The organism is Ligilactobacillus faecis (assembly GCF_029889745.1).
In the GTDB taxonomy this organism is placed as follows: domain Bacteria; phylum Bacillota; class Bacilli; order Lactobacillales; family Lactobacillaceae; genus Ligilactobacillus; species Ligilactobacillus faecis.
Map to the genome: position 1 here is coordinate 37204 of NZ_CP123639.1, position 21246 is coordinate 58449.

The 21246-nt window shown below is 36.3% G+C and carries 10 protein-coding genes; all 10 read right to left on the minus strand.

The window, feature by feature from the left end; genetic code table 11:
• Positions 1-40: 40 nt before the first annotated feature.
• Positions 41-1780, minus strand: a complete 1740-nt coding sequence (locus tag QFX10_RS00225) for a SpaA isopeptide-forming pilin-related protein (protein WP_280606287.1) — start codon at positions 1778-1780, stop codon at positions 41-43.
• 750 nt (positions 1781-2530) lie between these two features.
• On the minus strand, positions 2531-2815 hold the full coding sequence (locus QFX10_RS00230; RefSeq protein ID WP_280606288.1) for a BRCT domain-containing protein: 285 nt from the start codon (positions 2813-2815) through the stop codon (positions 2531-2533).
• A complete protein-coding gene (locus tag QFX10_RS00235; RefSeq protein WP_280606289.1) occupies positions 2799-5510 on the minus strand; it encodes a pLS20_p028 family conjugation system transmembrane protein in 2712 nt (903 codons plus the stop codon). The genes QFX10_RS00230 and QFX10_RS00235 overlap by 17 nt, the downstream gene beginning before the upstream one ends.
• Positions 5511-5586: 76 nt before the next feature.
• On the minus strand, positions 5587-8013 hold the full coding sequence (locus QFX10_RS00240; RefSeq protein WP_280606290.1) for a VirD4-like conjugal transfer protein, CD1115 family: 2427 nt from the start codon (positions 8011-8013) through the stop codon (positions 5587-5589).
• Between the two features lie 611 nt (positions 8014-8624).
• Positions 8625-10727 (minus strand): coiled-coil domain-containing protein, encoded by a 2103-nt coding sequence (locus QFX10_RS00245; protein ID WP_280606291.1) that lies wholly within the window; start codon positions 10725-10727, stop codon positions 8625-8627.
• Positions 10728-10732: 5 nt separating this feature from the next.
• Entirely contained in the window at positions 10733-11047 is a 315-nt protein-coding gene (locus QFX10_RS00250; RefSeq protein WP_280606292.1) for a hypothetical protein, read from the minus strand.
• A gap of 120 nt (positions 11048-11167) precedes the next feature.
• A complete protein-coding gene (locus QFX10_RS00255; RefSeq protein WP_280606293.1) occupies positions 11168-13000 on the minus strand; it encodes an AAA family ATPase in 1833 nt (610 codons plus the stop codon).
• A gap of 8 nt (positions 13001-13008) precedes the next feature.
• Entirely contained in the window at positions 13009-13734 is a 726-nt protein-coding gene (locus QFX10_RS00260; RefSeq protein ID WP_280606294.1) for a hypothetical protein, read from the minus strand.
• A 14-nt stretch (positions 13735-13748) separates the two neighbouring features.
• Complete coding sequence (locus QFX10_RS00265) at positions 13749-15902, minus strand: type IA DNA topoisomerase (protein WP_280606295.1); 2154 nt, start codon at positions 15900-15902, stop codon at positions 13749-13751.
• A 91-nt stretch (positions 15903-15993) separates the two neighbouring features.
• Entirely contained in the window at positions 15994-21210 is a 5217-nt protein-coding gene (locus QFX10_RS00270) for a PBECR4 domain-containing protein (RefSeq protein ID WP_280606296.1), read from the minus strand.
• Between the last annotated feature and the right edge of the window lie 36 nt (positions 21211-21246).

The window sequence follows — 21246 nt, forward strand, 5'->3', positions numbered from 1 at the left end:
TAAAAGTTTTCCTTTAGTTGTCCGAAAAAAAGCTTTCATCTTACTTTGCCTTTCTATTCTTGATCCAATAAGTACCTGTTCCTAATACACCTAAGGCTACTACACTACCAACAATAATCAGCAACTTGTCAGAACCCGTAGCAGGCAAAGTATTAGTTGTATCGGAAAGTTCACCCCCAACTACATCTGGAGAATATTTACCTGCCGTCAATTTGACTGAAGTCTGACTCAATGTATATTTGTCTGGCGCTTTGATCTCAACAGCATAATAGGTATGCTCTCTATCATCATTAGGAATTTGGACCATATCAAAAACGACTTCACCCTTTTCATTTGATGTGGCAATATATGGATCTTGGTCTTGATGTCCTTCGACCAATTCATCACCCGCTCGCCGATATGCTTGTTTCTTTGCTTCATCAATTGAAATATGCGCATTTCCATTATCATTACGTACTAAAACAAACTGTGCACCTTTCAAAGCATTTCCTTGCATGTCTTTTTTCACCAACTGAAATTGTTGATGGGTTCTTCCATTGACTACCTCGCCCAGATTATAGGATTGGGTAGGTAAGTCACCATTAAAATTATTGATCGTTGTATGATACATTTTTCGGTAATACTTGTTAGGTTGATCAGTTTCGGTCAATTCATAGTCTCTACCTAGGGGAATATTATCAAAACGAATATACCCATTTTGACCCGTGATTTGTTTTTGCGTAAAATCACCACCAGATAGAGTAAATTCAGTATTACTTAAAATTGTTGCACCATTATTACCCGTCCCTTTTTTAACGAACTCAATACTACCTTTTGCAGGTCTTACCGTGACATTCATATCTGTCTCAGCGTCAAGAGGAACAGAAACGGCTTTTACATCTTGTTTGGCTACCGCTTGAGAATCGCTACTTCCTTGATAGATCCAAGCAACTTTCGATGTTTTCTCCCAGTTACCTTTAGTAGCAACAGTGAAATTGTAAGAATCTTTTTCAGCATTCACACGGTAAGGAATATTTACTTGAAGCCCTGTGCCATTCCAAACATCGTTAAAATTGACACCCGCATTATCTTTACCAGTTAAGCTAACACCTTCAGGAGCATTCTTTAACCACACCTTCACGTTTGACATATTTTCACTTTTCAGCGAAAAGGTCTTCTTGTAGGTGTTTCCTTGAAGATCGTCCTTATTGATTTCTAAATTGCTAGGATCAAAGCCTAGATTATGGTTGTTTGTCACGATCTCAGAAGTAGATTCATCATTATGTTTTAAAGCTTCATTTCGCAAAGCTTCAATTTTTGCACGTACACTAGGGTTAACACGATCTAAAACGTCTTGGATCGCACCACCACCCCAAGTTGCATGATCATCGGGATCGGCTACCCAATGAATAACAGCTTGATACAGCCAATAGTCGCCTTCTTCACCTTGTCCTAAACTTTGAAAACGATGTTCAGAATAGAAATTGTTGACTAACCATTGCACTGAAGGGTTTGCCTGATACCGTTTCGATATTTGTTCGTTTGATGGGGCGCGTTTTGACCATTCAATACAGAATAAGTATTGACCTGTGCCCGCTTCTTGAATAACGGCAACTCTATGCGCTCCATAACGCTCAGCGTGCCCAGATGCGTAACTAACGATTTTACTTGAATTACCAACATTGACTGTTTGAGGCGCCTCATCAGCAGATGCAGATGTTTTACCCCCACCAACAAGTGCTAAAGCAACACCTAAGCCAATACCTGTTGTCAAGATAAGTTTTTTTGATAATAACTTCATTCTTGAAAGTTTCTCCTCTCACTGTTTTTATAACTTCCAGTTGTATGGAAGTTTACGAGATTTTATGACGAGGAATATTTCTTCAATATCTTTCCCCATCATGAGTGCAAGCTGTTGCATAGAATAATTAGGATACATGACACATAGTCCACGTAACCGATCAACATCACTCCCTTTAAAAGTAGTCTCTGTCAAAATTTTTAACTCCTTTCTTTTTGATAAAGACACGATACTAGAGATCAAAAATTTTGTGTTTTTCGGGGCAAAAAAATTGTGCGCCAGAGAGGAAAATTTTTTTGAGTAAATATACTTTTTAACCATTGATTTTGAAAAAATATATGGATATAATTGTATGTAGAGAGTCGGTCCTTTCCTTATAGGTAAAGGATCTTTTTTTTTCAACAACTCCAATATCCTATATAAATTTTTAATCACTTAGGCTATCCTGAGTGATTTTTTAGCCTATAATAAGTCATGTTGCCTTCAGTAAAAATCTACCTTATAATGTCTATGAGAGGCTGGAAGACCTGTCCAGCTTACGTTATTTATTTTTGATTACAGTAAAGCCCTTCTGAGCTAATTGATTGTGCTCAGAAGGGCTTTTACATTTAATCATAGCTAGTATTAATCATTTTCCCTCCTACTGTATTCCTCTATCTTGACAATAAATATTTTCCTAAAACAATAAGCCTCCCAAAACATGGCTATCACACCATATTCTCAGAGACTTTCAGTCAAATTGAAGTACATTTATTTTTTTAATAAGCTCAAAAATTCTTTTTCTGAAATGATCTCAATATTACTACCACCTGCTTTTAGTATCTCGGCTTTAATCAACTTACGTGATCTAACATCACTCCCAAAGATATTTAATTGTTTAGGCGCAAGTACTAAAATATCTGTCTTATCAGTTACAAAATTTTGAACCAGTCCACCACTTTTCTTAATCTCATCTATCGCCTCCTCTCGTTTCATAGCATTTAATGATCCCGTAAGTACAATATTTTTGTCCAGTAAACTATTGATCTTCATCATGCCGTTTTCCTTTAATGTGACTCTTAGCTGAAGTCATCTGTTGTAAACCTTGAGTCAGTGTTGCATTTGCTTGCTGATAATTTTGACCAGCTTTTTGCAAGTTAGATGGTTTCATCTTTCTTTCCATCTCTTCGTGTGTCACTAATTGATTCTGAGGAGAATTTTGAGACTGACTCGATGACGGTTGTTCCTCAGCAACATTTTTTATATTTTGGTTTAATCCGCTTGAAAGATCTTCACCTACTGCCTGAGTCCCACTACTTGTCATTCTTCCATTTTTATTAGGAGTATTTTCAGACAAATTCGTCTCTAAACCACTTTCTTTTGATTCTTGTGGTGGATTAGTTTGTAAACCACCATTTCTTTGATTTTGCGATATTTCAGCTTGTGGTCTACTTTCTTCTGATTCTTGTGATGGATTAGTTTGTAAACCACCATTTCTTTGATTTTGCGATATTTCAGCTTGTGGTCTACTTTCTTCTGATTCTTGTGATGGATTAGTTTGTAAGCCACCATTCTTTGAACCTTGTGTCTTAGACTGTGATCCACTTTCTTCTAAACTTTGCGGTGTTCCATTTTGTAGACCGCCACTTGAATCATCTTCTCTGTCTAGACCAGCTTCAGTTATCCCTCCATCATCATCAAAATCGTCAAATTCGTCTTTTGACTGATCTGGATTCAAACCACCCTGAGGTTCACCATCTACGCCATTGTCATCAGGAGTATCTTGAGGCTTGATATTATCACTCACACCACCAGTAAATCCTTCCAAGGTTTCCGAATCTTCGGGATTCGAACCATACTCTGTTCCGTCTTGGTTATTTTCGTTTTTACTATTGTCATTTGTTGGCGTCTCATCAGAAAAATCAGCACGCTTATTAAGATAGTCGTCACCTGAAGGATAATTATTCTTCAGTGCCTCATTCCCTAATTCTTCACCTTTACCAAATGACTCTTTCATGCTATCAGCTACTGCTTGGGTTTTATCTTGCAAACCTCCAGCAACTTTATCATGAGCATTCATGATTCCTGACTTAGCAACAGTTCTTAGTCCTTGTTTTTGCACCTGATCTCCAACACCTGCGACGAAGCCGGTAGCTTGACTTAATCCACCACCTGCCTTTTTCATCATATCTGGGGTTTGTTTAGCCAAAGAGGTTGCACTAGAGCCAACACCTGCGACTAATTGTCCAGTAGCTTTTGCGCCTTGCCCCATCGCATTTGCAACCATCATGCCACCCATAACCTGCTGAGCAATATCGTTTTGGCCAACTGAGACTCCTAACCATCGTTCAACGATAGTTACACCGCGCATTGCACCAAAGAATAGACCTAGATAAACTACGATCGAAGCAATCGCACTTTCAAATGGTGTCATACCTGAAAAGAAGGTTGCACTCTTCCCGATAACATTCCCATTGTTATCATAAGTCGTCATAGCAATTGTTGGAAAGTCGCGCATAATTTCTAGGACTATTCTCATAATGATCACTTCAAAGTAAATACCTGCGATCGTTCCTGTGATCGTTAGCAGTAGTTCCTTAAATTTACTACTTGAAGTAACGGAACTATATCCTTGAATAGGTGCAACTAATCCAGTTACAAGTAACTCAAAAATAGAAGTCACCATTTTTACACACATCATGGCCAATAAAACGATCAAAACTATATACTGAGCATAGATTGCCAAAAAATTAGTTTTATAACGCGAATAGACCTTTTCGGCTAAATTTGCTCCACTAACAAACCGATGTTCATTGACTGACTTGATTGCAACGCCAGTGTCGCTAGGGTAATGTAAAAATAAGCCTTTTATACCTTTCATTTTTTTATTCTTCTCAAGGTTATCCAAGGTTTCAGTATCTGTTGCGCCTAAACTAGCTCCAAAATCGATATGTGTAATGAAATTACCGCTATCTTTTTGACTAGGATCATCAGTAATTTCATTGTAATTACCATTTCCTTTAATATTTCCGTAGCGATCTAATGGATACTTCTTAGTATTAAAATCATCTTTAACTAGTTGCATAATATCCGTCACATTATTTTTGACTGGTTGGATCGCTAGAGTATCTTTAACTGAATCTTTTTTGTTATCTTTACCCGTAATATTTTCGATTCCATAATTTTTATTAGTCAAGTCAGTATACAGTACTGAAGATACTTTCGTGATCGTAAAAGGCAAAACTGCACAAACACCTGTTACTAGCATTAGATGTAAGATCGCGTCTTTATATTTGAATGGCTTGCCAAAAACGCTTATTACTAACTGAATAACAGCTAATAGGGTAAAAATCGCAATCCCGAGTATTTGGAAACCTTGGTAAAATTTTCCTACGAGTGTTCCCGGATCATTAAGATAGCCAAATAGTCCAAAAAGTTTAAAGAGACTATTGAAGACATTTTCAAGTGCAGCAGTCACATTATAAAGTGCGATCACCAACCAACCGAGAACTGTCCAAAAAAATGATAAGATCCCTACTTGAGGCTGCAAATAATTTCCCCAGTGATGATAAAACCACAAGGCCGCTTTTATCTCATTTGGATCAGTTATGTTACCGTTGAACCCACTTTTGGCCATAGTATTCATCAAATCTGAAAAACTAGTAAAATTTGCAACTTTTCCTGATGCTCCGTTTACTGCTTGATTGATCAAATTTCCAGCACTCATCAACCAGTCATACAATCTATCCATAAGTATTTTCTCACCTTCTTCTTTCATGTATTACATGCTATCTTAAATACCCATATCTGAATTTTTTAGGATATTATCAACTAACCTTACCTATCAACCGTTCCTTTTCCTTAGTGATAGAATCGGGCCCTATCTTCGTTGATTCTCGTATTGGAAATGGGATCTTAGGTCCTGTTTTCTGGAGTCCTTTAGTCCAGATTTCTATCTTTTTGAGAGTCTTACGTGGCGCGATCGAAACTTCATTTAAATCAAATCCGCTGTGCTCAGCTCTTACTGCAATATCAGCTGCAACTACACTTTGATCAAATTCTTCATGTAAGAACATATACCTCATTGGCATTTCTGTTTTTCCCATCAATAGAATCGGGTCATTAGTTACTTTATGCCCCTGAAGGTCATGGCTTTTAACCGTCCGTACTAAAACAGCTTCTCCAGACTCCATCTTTGCTAATTGCGTAGGAGTCATCAGATCCTGTTCAGTTGCTTTCTCATTGATATGTGGATTTGCTTCTTTAAGAGGATTAGTTGCTTTATCACGTATAGTAACTGTTTTCTTACCTAACATTTTGCTGAATATCTCATTTGTTTCATACAAACTCGTCTTGATCAGCCCCATCAACGAACAATTACCCATGATAGTATTCGTTTCTTCATTACCATAATTTTCAATCAACTGAGCAATCGCTTGAATAAATAGGGTAAATTGGAAATTCTGCCCCACAGCGATCGATAATTTTTGCCCGATTTTAGGAATAGCTGGCAGATTGGTAAACTCGTCTAAAAGAAAATGGACTCTCCGAACATTCTTTCGTCCTGCTTCAAGAGCTACTTCGTAATTAGCATTGAATAGTTGGTCGATCAACAATGTTGCAAGCGGGCCATATTCATTTCTATTAGGCGGAATACCGATAAATAACGCGATCGGCTTTTCCGAATAAACAAAATCGATGCTTTTTTCGTCTATGACTGTATCTTGGGGTTTTTGTAAAACTTTAACTGCAACTCCTGCAAGGATCTTTTTACGTGTATATTCATCAAGAGCATATCGCATACGCTTATTTCTGCGTCCTGATTTTTCTTTTTTATATACCTTTTCACCTTCAAACAGATATTTGTGATCCCAGATCTTAGAATCATTGACTCTATCTTTGAAAGTCACTTCGATCTTGAAACGTTTAGGTAACGTTTTTTCGACCACATACGTCATATACCCAGCTTCATCGATCGTAGCACGCGCGTTCTTGATTATCAGTTTAGACTTTCTTTTCTCTCCCAATCGTTGATTACTAACTTCATAGAAATTTAGAGTTGCTCTTTGATATGCATACCTATTAGGCAGCTCAGGATCCTCATTCGTTTTAAATCTTAAGGTCAATCGACGTGGGTTACCAAAATTAACAAGATCGATCGTATTTTTGGAAGTCAATCGAGCAATATTATCTTGTAAAAAAAGATTTAATCCAGACATCATACTCGAATAGATGTTTCCACGCGTTTCCTCACCTGCAAAGTCAGAAGCACGGTAGTTGATATCAGCCATTTCACGAAATTTTGAATGTTTAATATCGTTAGCTTCACGCAGTTTATCAAAATAAAGTGTTAAGCTACTTTTCTTTATTGCATTCTCATCGTCTGCATCTACCGATTCATTATTAGCGTCAACATATGATATTTCAGATCCTAATTCAGTCAGAAATGTAACAACATTTCTGATCGTAACTGTATCCCACGCATCTTTTTCACCGACTTTATATGCCTCATTAGCTCGATCTATCAAAGCGATCGTGATCGCATTAAAAAGTGAGATCGATGTATTTTCCCAGTACTCATCGTTCCCACTTGAATTCTTTTTAGGCTTACGATAAATTGCTTCAGCTACAGCATTTACCCGAGCCTGTACTTTTTCATAATATCCTTTTTTAGCTGCCTCGATCGCTAACATCAATGGATTATAGGACATCGAGAAATCCATGTTTTGAAACGATAAGATCTGTACATCATAGCCACGTTTACGCAATATTTTATATGCCATCTGACCTAATTCTAGCTTAGGGTCGCCGACGACAAGCGAGGATTGTTTTTCAGCACGTGATGTGATATCAACTATCGTATTGACCCAGCCTTCACCTTTACCGGAACGCGTCGTACCAACCATCAACATATTTAACGCTTGTTGTTCAATAAGGTAATATCCTGCCTTGTACTGATTAAGAACAGCTTTTCTTTCTATCTCACCGATTACTTTAGAAAAGGTTCGATTATTATAAAGCATCAATGCGCCTAACTTTAAACCCGAAAGCGTATTTGCTTTAATGTGCGCTACTGGGACACCAGATTCACCAGCATATCTTTCTCCCCTATCTGCGATCTTAGTGTATTGATGCTTCAACTCTTTTAATGTTGCAAAGCGATCGTCACCTGATTCGTGATTATTGTAATCACGGTATTGTTGCCAGTTGACCCAACTTGCTTTAAAAGCTAGGAAACTAAGAACTAATAGCAAAGGGATAGCTATTATTGGTGTTTCTAAAAAAATCTTGAGATCAAATAAGTGTTCAAGATATAAATAACTCAAATTAAAAGTATAGCTGTCATGCACAACCGAAAAAGTTGATAAACTATGCAATATCTCACGCACTATCCCCGATAGATAGCACGTCAATAGTATCGCAATAGCTTCAAAACCACTTACCATTAGTAAAAATGAGCGTCCTGTTTGAAACCTGATTTTAGGTTTAACTTCCTTTTTGAATTTCTTACGCTTACGATTCCAAAAAGGAAATAAATTCAAGAAATACACTCCAGTTACAATCAACAAAAGTGCTAAAATGTTTATCGTTGCAAAAACAAGTGCCCATATTTGCTTGATAAACGTTAGAATCAAGTTCTCACTAGGATCTACACTAATAAACACTTCAGTGAACCACTTAAACAAAGAAAAATTTATTTTTATTTGTTGGCGATCACTCCGATTTTTCCAGTAAAGCCAAGCAATATAAAATAAAAAGACTAATAACATTATGAATAAAATCCCATAGAATGTTCTAAACGCTAGAAAGGCTTTAGTGATCACACCAAATAAAAAATTTTTGATCAATTCAAACATCTGATCACCTACTTAGTTTCTTCTGCTTTAGTTATATCTGAGTTTTCAGCTTGACTTCCTCTCAACTCATTAAGTTCTTTTTCCATTTCGCTCATGCGCCTTTTATTATTTTCTTCTGAACTTTTGCTCTCACGACTGGATTTTTCTTTTGCTTTGAGCGAAGCTTGTTGACGCTTAAGCTCTGTAATATTTTTTTGTTGTTTAGACAACGCTTCTTGTAAAGCTGTTCTTTGCTTTTGAGATGTTTGCTGCTGATATACAGTGAAACCACCAAATAAAATCATCAAATTAACGATTATAACTGTCGGCCATAACCAATTTTTAGATTTATTTTTTTGTTCCTCAATAGGTTCTTTTTTCGATGATTCACTATGTAAAGCATCTTTAATCTTTAGTAGCGAATCTGCTTGTTCTTGCAAGCTTCGCTTCTTCTCTTCGATCAACTGTTTTTGTGTCTCATAGTTGTTTTCTTTTGCCTTAGCATTAGAATCTAGCAATTCTTTGACTTGATCTCGTAATTGCTCATTTGTCTTAAGTGTATCTTCACGTTCTTTTTGACGTAATTCTTGCGCTTGCTTGATCAGGTATTCTTTTTTAGCCTGTCTGTATTCATGTAAAATAAGTGGCTTTAGACGCTCTAATTTAGCTTTCTTACTATCGAAAAGCTGGCGCCCAATATTATCGGTCTCTTGTTTTGCTTGATCGATCAATGACTCTTTCTTTGCTAATTTTCTAATCTCTAAATCGTTTAATCTACTTTGCAACATGCGTTCGAGTTGACCGTTAGCTGCCAGTAATTCCTCTTTATAGCGTTGATCAGCCTGAATAAAGAATTTCTGATGTAGGTCATGTTTCAAAGCATGTTTTCGGCTTTCGAAATCAGTCTCTATTTCCCGATTCTTAGCCTGATGTCGCTGTTTTTCTTGTTCTAAAGCAGATAATCGCTCTTTATCTAATAAATTTTCTTGTTGTTCTAACTCTTGTAATTCGCTTGCTTTTGTTTCCTTAACGATCTTATTTTTTAGATTAGCGCGATCGTCTTTAGCATCTATCTCTTGTTTGATCTTCAAATATTCTGCATTCTCGAATCTAGCTAGTTTATCTTTGATAACATCATTAGAGTAACGTGTTGCAACCTGGCAACGTTGTAATAAATATTGATTAGCCTCTCGCTTAAATTCATTTAATTTCCATTCAACGTATTCATCTTCATATGGAGCGTAATTAGCCTTGGAAAATTCCTTTAGATCAAACAAAGGAAAATCCAACTGTAACTCGGAGCTATCTGTTTGAATATCACTATTTTCTTTTTGATCCGTTATCGGTTGAGGATCTTTCATCATAGTTGGTTTTGGTGGCTCAGCTTCCGTTATTTTTGTATTAGTTCCAAGCATTTCAGGTTGATAATCAAACGGATCAGTAGTCTGTTCTACTATGTTATTGACAGATTCCATCGCCTCATTAGACTCGATCTCACTATTAAAAAATTCAGCAACATCTCCCTCAGACGTCTCTTCAGTCAATTCTTCTCCATCAATTTCAGTAATCAGAAGAGGAAATTCATAATCAAACCCGATCTCAATATCTTGTTTATTCTCTATTGCCTCAGTCACAGAAGCTTCACTTGGTAATAGTGGTAAGTATTTTGGATCGATCCCGACCGAATCAATGTAGCTTTGAAAAATAGATTCCGCGAAGTAATCACATTTTTCTTCGTAGGTAGCTTTTTCAAAGCCCCTATCTTTATTTGAAAAAACTGCGATCAACAATGGTTCCAATAAGCAAATATAATTATCATCTAGCCTGATTTTTGTAGCATAAGCCTCATGATTGCTAGTTGGTTTGCCATTTTCCTGATGAACCAGTTCAAGTTTCTCGATAACAATTGGTTCTCGATCTTCTGTTAGTTGCTGAATCATTTGAAATAGGCTTTCAGCTTGAAGAAAGGTTAGATATTTAGGATAGGAACTTTTGATCTTGTTATCTGTTCGCGATTGAGCCTGTTCGTTTAGTTGTGCAACTGCTTCTTTGATTATATTGTCCTTACTACCCCACTTGACCCTCAAAAAATCATTATCTTTAATTTTTTTGATCGAACTCCCGATAAACATTTAGATCACGCTCCAAACCATTGCTTACCCATGTTATACAACCATGGGATTCCACCTACGATGGCTGACAAACCAATAACAGCTAAGACAATATATCCTAATTTAGCTTTCATCTTATTTCTGAGTTGGTCACCGCCAAAGCCAAAGACAATCAGCGTGATAGCTGCACCAAGTGCTAATACTAACAGACCTGCTGCGATTGAACGTCCTGTCCAATCCTTAGCTAAATTACCTACACCTTGAAACGGATCGGCATCGCCTAAGACCATCGTTGCGTTCAAAATTTTAGCCTTAGTCGCTAACAAAAAACTTGAATTCATATAGAATCCTCCTCGATAATATTTTTGCCTCAAATTTGAAGCAAAAAAACTTTACCAAGTAATTAAAATTCTGTATTTTTTGGGACAAAAAAGCTCACGCCAAAATGACGTGAGACAAAGTTAATTTTTATCAAGAACATTTAGATCAAAAGCTAATCTTCTTTGGTCAACTAATTCATCTATTTGGTTAGGAGCCTTCCCGATAACTTTGATCCTAAATTCATAGAGCTTATTTTTATCTTTTTCAATAGTTACCAGCTCCCGTGCTATCGGTGCTAAAATTGTCTGGTCAATCAACCGTGCTATGGGGCGAGCACCATTATTTAGATCCGTCCCATTATCGGATAAATAGTCTAGTAACTTATCATCATAGATTAGGTATGCTCCTTGTTTTGCCATGCGTTTATTTAATAGTTCTAAATTTTTGCTAGCGATCTGTCGGATAACAGCCTTATCTAGCATTTGAAAGATTATTTTGTGCTCAATTCGGTTGATAAATTCAGGGCGAAATTCATTTTGTAACTCAAGATCCATTGAAGCAATAAATTGCTGATACTCACGTAAGCTTAGTTGACCAACATTTCCTTTCAGTTCTGCATTGATCTTGATCCTTTCTGCCCCGATATTTGTCGTCATGATTACGATCGTATTTTTAAAAGATACCAAACGTCCTGTTCCATCAGTCAATCGTCCATCATCTAATATCTGCAAAAGTAAATCGTGCACTTCGCGATCAGCTTTTTCCAATTCGTCAAATAAGACGATTGAATATGGTTTATGCTTAACAGCTTCCGTTAATACCCCTTTTGTCTTCCTAGTTCCGATCAACTTCAAGGAAGAACCTTTTTGAGAATATTCTGACATATCTAGGCGGATCATTTCATTCTCATCGTCAAACATGACTTCGGCTAGTCCTTTTGCCAGCTCTGTCTTACCAATACCTGTTGTCCCTAAAAAAAGTAGTGTTGATAGAGGTTTAGTCTCATCTTGTAGGCCTGCTTTAGCGACCGTCACGACATCAGCGACTGTTTTGACTGCAAAATCTTGTCCTTTAACTCGTCGCTTTAAACGCTCTTCGATCTTTTCCAAACGTTTGGACTCGTCTTTCAAAATCGTGGTTACCGGTATCCCTGTCCTTCGTTTCAAGACCTCAGCAATCTGCTTGCGTGTGACTTTTTTCTTGCCATTTATTGAAGCTACCGTACAGGCTTCATCGAGTAGATCGAATGCTTTGTCTGGTAAAAAATAATCAGGCAAATAACGCACCGATAATAAGACTGCCTGTCTCAAAGCACTTTTTGTGACCACAACATCATGATATTTTTCAAATACTGGTTTAGCTCCAGTTAAGATTTCGATCGCTTGTGGTGTTGACGGTTCATCGATCTGAATATTTTGAAAGCGACGTTGCAAAGCGCGATCATTTTCAATCGTCTCATGGTATTCATCGATCGTTGTTGCACCTATCAATTGGATTGCTCCACGTGCTAGAGCAGGTTTCAATATATTTCCCGCATCTAAGGCACTTCCATTGCTACTACCTGCTCCTATCAAAGTATGGATCTCGTCGATAAACAATAAGTTTTCACCTTTAGTTTTGATCAACTCATCAATAATATTCTTGAATTTTTCAATGAAACCACCTTCTATATTATTTGAGATGGTAGCTAACTCTAGTGATCTAACTGTTACTCCAGCTAATTTAGGTGAGACTTTTTGACGTTCTATCCTTAATGTCAGTCCTTCAATAATCGCCGTTTTACCCACACCAGCTTCACCAATCAATAATGGCGAGTTTTTCGTTTTGCGCAATAACGACGTAATAACCTGTTCGATCTCAGATTCACGACCAAAGACCTCATGCTCAGCAGGATAGGCACGAACTTTCTCTGTTAAATTTTCAGTATATTTATCTAAATAAGGCGTCTTGCTAGTCACAATACCACTTTCCATTATGTGTCTTATTCTTCATCTTCATCATCGTCGTCATAAACATCTTCACTATCTGGATATCCGCCCATCATACCACCTATTGGTTTTACAGCTTCACTCTCTGATTTGTCAGCTGTTTCATCTTTGTATGTTTGATTTTCTTTAGGTAATGAGTCAGTCTGGGCTTCCTGATGATCAGATACTGTTTGAGATTTATTAGTTTCAGAAGTGTCTAAAGCTTCAGTAGTCGTTTTCGTATCCTTTTGCTCTTGATATTCACTTTCAGTCAAATTTTTAATCTCTGTATTTTCAACTTTCGGAGCAAGCGCTGGTTCATTTTTACTCTCTTTGGTCTTACCTACTTTACGTGCAATTTCTTCGTCACTCATTTCGTCTGATTTATCATCTAAAACAGATTCGATCGTTTGCTCAGTTTCTTCGGAATCGTGATCATCGTAGTCATCATAATCATCATTTTTTTCGTCATCAGGTTCATCTGGTATAGAAATATCTGGTTGATCTATCAAATCATAATTTTCTGGGCCTCTAGCTATATAAAATTTTTGATCAAGTGCTTCGATTGAATAGCGGACTTTTTGACCTAACTGATAGTTGAACGCGTGGCTACGATCGATCGGAACTCTCAGTTCTGTTCCATTCGATCCCAAAATCTCGATCGTAAGCACAAAAGTACTTTGCACGTGTGGCCCCATATTTTCTAAACTAACACCTTTTACAATAGCTTCAACTAACATTTTCAATCCTCCAATTATTTTTTCCTCTTGCTAAAACGCTTCTTTGATGCAAATTCCAATTTAAGTTCTGCATTATCATCTAAAAAAAATCTAGCTGAAAAAGCTTTACCCTTTTTTCCGACTAGGCCATTGATCACACTCGTTTTTTTACCAGCAAGTAATTTTTTAATGTCTTCTTTAGAGAAACTTTGTTGCATTAAACCCTTTGAGATACTAAAGCGACAGCCACTTTTATCATAATTACTACAGCCGTAAAATTTCCCTTTATCAATTACCTGTCCTTGACGACATTTTGGACAAACATCGATTGCGTCCTCTGCTGCCACTTTTGCTACTTCTTCTTTTAGTCTGACATCATTTTCGACTGTCCCTGGAACTCGTAATAATAACTCGCTAATAAACTTTTTGATTTGATCTAAAAATGCTTCCTGCGAATAACTTTCCTTACCTATCTGCTGTAACTTTTCTTCCCATTTAGCAGTCATTTCGACCGAAGTCAGTAATCTAGAGCTCTCAACAGCCCGACATAAAATTTTACCTAGATCGGTCACATGAAGTTCATTCTTCTTATTTACAAGGTAGCCCTTCTTTTGTAAACCGCTGATAATATTTGCTCGTGTTGCTTCTGTGCCGATCCCTTTGACATCTTTCAAGATTGCTTGAGCTTTTTTGTCACTCAGCGTCTTTCCAGCTGTTTTCATAGCTGTGATCAAAGTTCCTTCTGTATAAGCTTTTGGTGGCTTAGTTTGTTTCTTGATTTCCCTTAATTCAACTATCACATTTTGACCTATATCCAACGAAGGTAGATCAGTATCCGATTGTTTAACGCCAAAAAGTCTTTTCCACCCTTGATCGATCAATGTTTTTCCTTTAGTTACAAATTCTAGCTGACCTAAGTTAAAAACTATGCTCGTTTCATTGTACCGATAAGGTTCTAAAAACATTGCAATAGTTGTTGATATTACTAACCAGTAGACCTTTTTTTCGAGTTCAGAGAATTCATCATACTGTTCCTGACTCGCTACTTGCTTAGTTGGAATGATCGCATAATGCTCTTGAACTTTATTACCATCAACGTAACGCTTTTTAGCTTCAAGCTGAGTAAATTTTAAGCTACTATCGATCAAAGCACCATATCTTTGAATATTTTCTTTGAGGTAATCATATTCAGCTTGTGTGATATAGTTACAATCTGTACGCGGATAAGACAACAGTCCGGCTTCATAAAGATTTTGTACTGCAGCTAAAGTCTCACTTGCACTAGCCTTAAAACGCCGATTGACTTCTGATTGTAAACTTGATAACGAAAACAACATGGGGCTTGGTGTTGCCTTTTGTTCGTTTTCAATACTTTTGACCGTTGCATGATTTACGCCATTCTCAAGTCCTTTAGCTTGTTTAAAAACATTTAGACTATTTTGATCTTCAAAACGTTGTAAAGGACTTAATTTTGCTGTAAATTTGGGCTTTAAGTCCGTTGATTCGATTTCTAATTCATAATAATCACTGGATTTAAATTCAGCTATCGATCTGTCTCGCTGTTCTATCATGTATAATGTCGGTGTTTGAACGCGACCAACGCTGAGAATTTTATTTAATCCATGTCTTTGCAAAAGAATTGAGTATAGTTCTGTCAGATTCATTCCGACTAACCAATCGCTTTTCTTCCTTGCCTCAGCCTCAAGATAGTATTTATAATAATTTCGATCATCTTTTAAACTACTAAAACCTTGTCGGATCACCGCTTTTTCTAAAGAATTGATCCATAACCGCTTGATTTCCTTGCTACTTGTATCGATCTTAGCTTTTTTCATGATCGACCATGCAATATTTTCACCCTCACGATCACAGTCAGTTGCGACTACGATCGTATCTGCCCTTTCCAATAGATCTTTTACAATATAGAATTGCTTACTTGAATCTTCAGTAACATCATAGTGAAATTTATCAGGAAAAATTGGTAGATTTTCTAAACTCATACCTGTTTTACCATAGTATTCTGGCTTAGATAATTCAACTAAATGGCCAAAACCATATGTTAGAAATGTTTTGTCAGGTAAAATTCTGTCGCTGACTTGATAATAACCATCTTTTCTAGTGCTCTCACTAAATGCTTTAGCATATGATGCTGCTTGTTTAGGCTTTTCCGCTAAAATAACTGTTGTCAAAAAATCATCATTCCCTTCACACAAAAAAACTGTGGCTCAAACCATGTTTATATTAAAACATGATTCTGAAAACCGCAGTTTTTTAGGATAATTATATTGAACGTGTTTTACTTTGATTTTGTTTTTTAGTTGTCCGACGATCACGTTCTCGTTTTGGCGTCTCGCTATACTTAGCAATTTGGTTGATAAGTTCACTACTTGAAGAAAAAGCACGATTCAAAGATTTAGTGAGCTCTTTGTCAGAAAGCTTTTGAAGTCTTGCTGACATTTCCTTTAAAAATCTTTTTTCAGTTGGTAAACCAAAATGTGCTGCCACCGCATGCCCTACGATCTCTGCTTCAAGTCCACGATGAAAATTTTCCACCTTCCCTTGATACTGATTATCGATAGCAGCATGACTTAATAGTCGTATCGCTGTTCCTAAACTTTCTTTAAAATCCAAGTTTTTATTCATAAGAACTTTAGCACTTTTCCCATCGTTTTGATAAATTCCTTTAACAGTTTGAGGTAGTCCTGTTAATTTCCTTTTATCTATTCGATAGTCAATATGGTTATTTTTAGCGTAATCTTTAAGCGCATAGCTTATTTTGTAAAGCTTACTTGATTCAGCTTCATAATCATATTGATGCTTATTAACAACCTTACCGTAAGATTCTTTCTTCAAGTTAGTTTGCTCAATATCAAAGACTTTATATTTCTGAAAAATAAACTTCCCCTGCTTATCTCGTTTGGGAAAGGCTATCGGTTTTATTTTCTCCTCTTTGATCATGCTCTTCTCTAACTTTGTGAGCTGTGTAGCATGATATTTTTTATATTTTATCTTGCCTTCACTATCTAAAATTACATTTCCTTGTTCATCAGTTCGTGGTAAGCACCATTCTTTAGCTACTCTGAAGAGAGTTATCTTGCCTTTTTCACCTGCTTTGATCGATAGCTTCTGCTCAATTTCTTGACCTTTTTCTTCATACCGCTTAGCTAGTTCTGGATCAAAAACAACATCTTCTTTTGTTAATTTATACTGCTCATGTCGCATTTGCCACTCATTATACGTCCCAACCATCTTTGCATCTTTTGCTTGTTCATAGATCAAGGCAACATTTCGCGGTGAATATCCTGAGAAATTACCTAACATTGTCATATATTCGTCCCAAACAGCTGGATCTCGACTGAACTCACGGATCAGTTCCATGGCATGATTGCTAACTTCTTTAGCGGTTGCATTTTCAAGACTAAATTTTTGAATTTCGTTACTCTCTTGTTCTTGTGATTTAGGCTCGATCTCTTTTTGAGTTTCTTTTTCTACTTGTGGCTTATCTATCACAATATTACCAGTTTTTTTAGCCTTTAAATAATCATTCCAATCCGTTTTCTCACGTCCTTCCAATATTGGTGGAAGTTCAGCCTCAAAAGGAACTAACGGATACTTACGTTGCATCTTTTCGACAAATTCTCGACCTTTTGCATCATTATCGACCGCTAATTTTATCTTTGGAATACGATTCAAAACATCTTCTTTGGTTAAACCATTTTTGATAAGAGTATCATTAAATTTTTGGAGCGTTCCTTTGAATCCAAAGCTTTCAACCAAATGATTTCCGATCGTATTCTCTTTTAATCCGTTCATGGCAACAAGACGTGTTCCTTTTAAGCTGTCTTTATGAAGCTCATAATAGCTCATTAAATCGATCGGTGCTTCAAAGAAAATCAATTTGAAGGTATCTTCATTAGGTTCTATTCCGCAGTTGTAAGTAATTCCCCAGTTTCTCTTGCTATTAGAAATTATCTCTTTTAAGCGACCTTTTGTTGGATAGCGAACATAATTTTCTTTGATGCCCTGTAGGCTAGCACCTACGATATTTCCATCAGAATCTCTGTGCTTGAATACTACAACTGGTTCAAATTCATTTTGATGGATCCTATTGGCTTGTGCAATTACACCGCTTTGAAGGAAGTCACGTACCGTACTTTGGCTGATGCCACGTTCGTTTTCAAAATAATCTTTTAACTTACTTACATCTGAACTATCTCTTAACAAATATTTGAATGGTTTTTGTGGCTCTACATCAATCTTTGCTTCATCAAAACTAGATAATTCAATATCATTCAAATAAGCAACTGCTTGCTTAAAGTCTGCACCATTAAAGCTCTGTACTAAATCGATCGGATTTTTTCCAACTTCATCTTTAGAAAACCAAGAATACGTATTTGTCTTTGGAAAAATGACAAATGAATCATGCTCAATCCAAACATATGTCTGGCCAGTTTTACGTAAGTTGATCCCTAAATTTTGAGCAACTTCTAGGATATTACGATTTCTAGCCTTAATGATCTGTTCTTTATTGACCCGTTTAGGAACTTTGGAAGTTTTGTCTGTATCATGGTGTCCTTGTTTTTCGGTTGTAACTTGTTTTGATTCGATCGCCTTAGATTGATCTTTTAAGCGATATTTAACTTTCTCAATATCAAATTTATCTATCTGGTTTTCATTGAGATACTTAACGGCCTCGTTAAAATCGACCCGTTTTATTTCTTTAACTAATGCTACTGGATCGCCATGATATATCTCTCTATCTGTCCACTTGAATAAATTCGACTTTGGGTCGATCACAAAGCTCGGCTCTTGTTCCCAGTAATATTTTCCTTTATCAGATATCAACTGGATACCTAAATGTTGCGCAACAGCTAGGATCTTTTCGGACTTGGCATAATCGATCTCTTTAGCACTTATTTTTTGTTGTTTAGACACTTCCTTATTCCTTTCGGTAACAAGGTTCTCAATTGATTCGTCCGATGGCTTTTCTTCGTTACTCTTTTCTTGCGATTGCTCTATTTCTTCAAGTTTCCTGATACTCAATTTATTCATTATGTCGATAATTTCCATGGTATCAGCTGCACTTTTAACGTAATCATGATTAATTGACAAAGTACCTATGCTTACTCCACCAAATTCACTACGCGTTTCTGCCAAAACCGCTAATACTGTATTCTCAGGAACGTCTAAATATTCTAGTGTAGTTCCTCTTGCATTTTTCAAATTCATCAAAGAGTATGGCCTAAAAAGTTCAGGTTCAAAATCTTTAATAGCTAACAATAAATTATTATCGGAAGTCTTTAAGGCATCATTGAATCTAAGTTTACTTGCTTGTGTAATTTGACCCAAGTCATTTAATGCAATAGTATTCGAATCAGTGATCTTTTTTAACGACTCTATAACGTTTAATTTTTTAAATGTTGTTCCATCATTTTTAACAAATATAGCCTCTTGATTTAGTCGCCTATTTACCAAATCTTCCAGTATCTGCTTAGATGTTTTATTAGCGAATTTGATACCTAATAAATGAGAAAAATTTTCCTTGCCATATTTGATTTTAAAATCTTTAAGTTTATTATCTTGCTTATAAATATAGTGAACAAAACCATCAGAAAGTTTATCGTTATAGAAATCTGCCACTTCTAATATTTTTTCAGAATTTTGATTTAATAACGATAATTCTTTACTATTAGCAACATGATATGCCCTAATTCTTCGTGGCACTTTCTCTGAATCCATGTTAAAATTAGTAGTAGGAGGACTGTGAAATTCAGGGTCCAAGTTATCTTGGACGGGTAGCCCGTTGCCCTCAGTTTCGGACTGTAAATAAGGCGTGTAATTTGGTCCTTCTTTTTTTACGCCTTTTTCACTGTTTTCTACTACATTGTACTCGTCACTTATGCTAGAATTATCCATAGAAGGACGATCAAATTTATGGAACAAGTCTTCTTGTTCGGGTAGCCCGCTGCCTTGAGCTCCTTGCTCTAAATAAGGCGTATATTCTCGTCCTTCTTTTTTCGTGTCTTCAACTTTAATGTGGCTTTTATCCGTTCCTTGTTCTTCAACTTTTTCTTTTTCAACCAATAATCGTATCCGCTCGCTAAATCCGGGGACTTTTTCATCAAAATATTTTGTGATTTCTTCTTTTATTTCTGGTGTAAAACTCACATATTCGAGATCTCGATTATAATTCCTCTTCATGAGTGAGCTTCTCAAACCTTTGTCAAAAGCGTATACCTCAAAAGAACGCGCAAAAACCTCGGTAGGAACTGCATAATAGTGCTCTATTTTACCATGTGAGTAATCGTAAATGCCGTTGACCTTCAGTTGTTCTACATATTTGTCTATGATCTTCTTGAACTCAGGCTCTAAGCTCAAATTACTCATAATCCCTTTGTCTTTTGATAAGTTATAATCCAAATAATGACCATACTCATGGACAAAAGCCTGTATACCGGGTTGACTTGGACGATATTCGCCACGATTCTTTGTAGAACCACTTCTAAAATCTAATGTTATTGTTTTGTTAAAAGAGAAATATAGCCCTAACGCTTTATAATTGCCCAATTTTCTTAGTCTCAGATCAGGTTTGATCCCTTCTACCGTTGGTAATACACTTTGAACACGGTGCATTTCAGTTTCAAAATCCTTGAAACGTTTAAGATCCACCTCATTATCTAACTCAACAAAGCTGAAGTACTGTTTGAGTTCTGTATTATTCATAGCTCGTTGAGTTTCTTCATTGATATTTAGCTTTGTTGTCGACGGATCTGCCCTAAATTGACTCTCAAGTTTCTTTTCATAATCATGTTGCACCACAATTTCATAGACGTTGTCAATATAACCTTCAATAAAATCTGCTATCGCCCCATAATGTCGATTATTCTTTGTAAATAATCCAGCATACTTTTTACTTGCTAGTGCCGGGTCAACTAGCATACGTAGATATTGTTCAATTTCTTCTTGCTTAAAATCAAGCTGAGATTTTTGTTCTTTGAAGCCTTGTAACAATACTTCCTCTGCCTTGTTAAATCCTACTAAGCGATCAACGTTGAACATCATACCTTCTTTATCGTAAATTGAATTCCTACTTATTTTTCTGATTCGTCCAAATATATTAGGTGCATTAAAACGTTTCGCATGTTTTGCTCCTGAGTGATTAGTTGGATCAACAAATACATATGTTCTAAATATAGCCCCTATACTACTATCCCAACTATATTCGTAACATTCTCCCTGAAATCCTTCTGTAACACGATAAGATGGTATTCTAGGATCATCTAGCGGTATTTTTTCTAGCCTTCCTGTTTTCTTTCTAACACGATACTCAAACATCTTTTTTATTGCTTTTTGGATATCTTGGCTGTTCCACTCACCATTTTTGTAAATATACTTAGTCAATTTTTGGAACTTCTTATAGAGATTATCATCTTCTTTGAATTTAAGTGGTCCGATTTTTCTTAATCCAAGATCTTTTGATAAATTGTTTATTTCCATACCTTATTTCACCCCTAAAATCAAAAGCTATCTTCA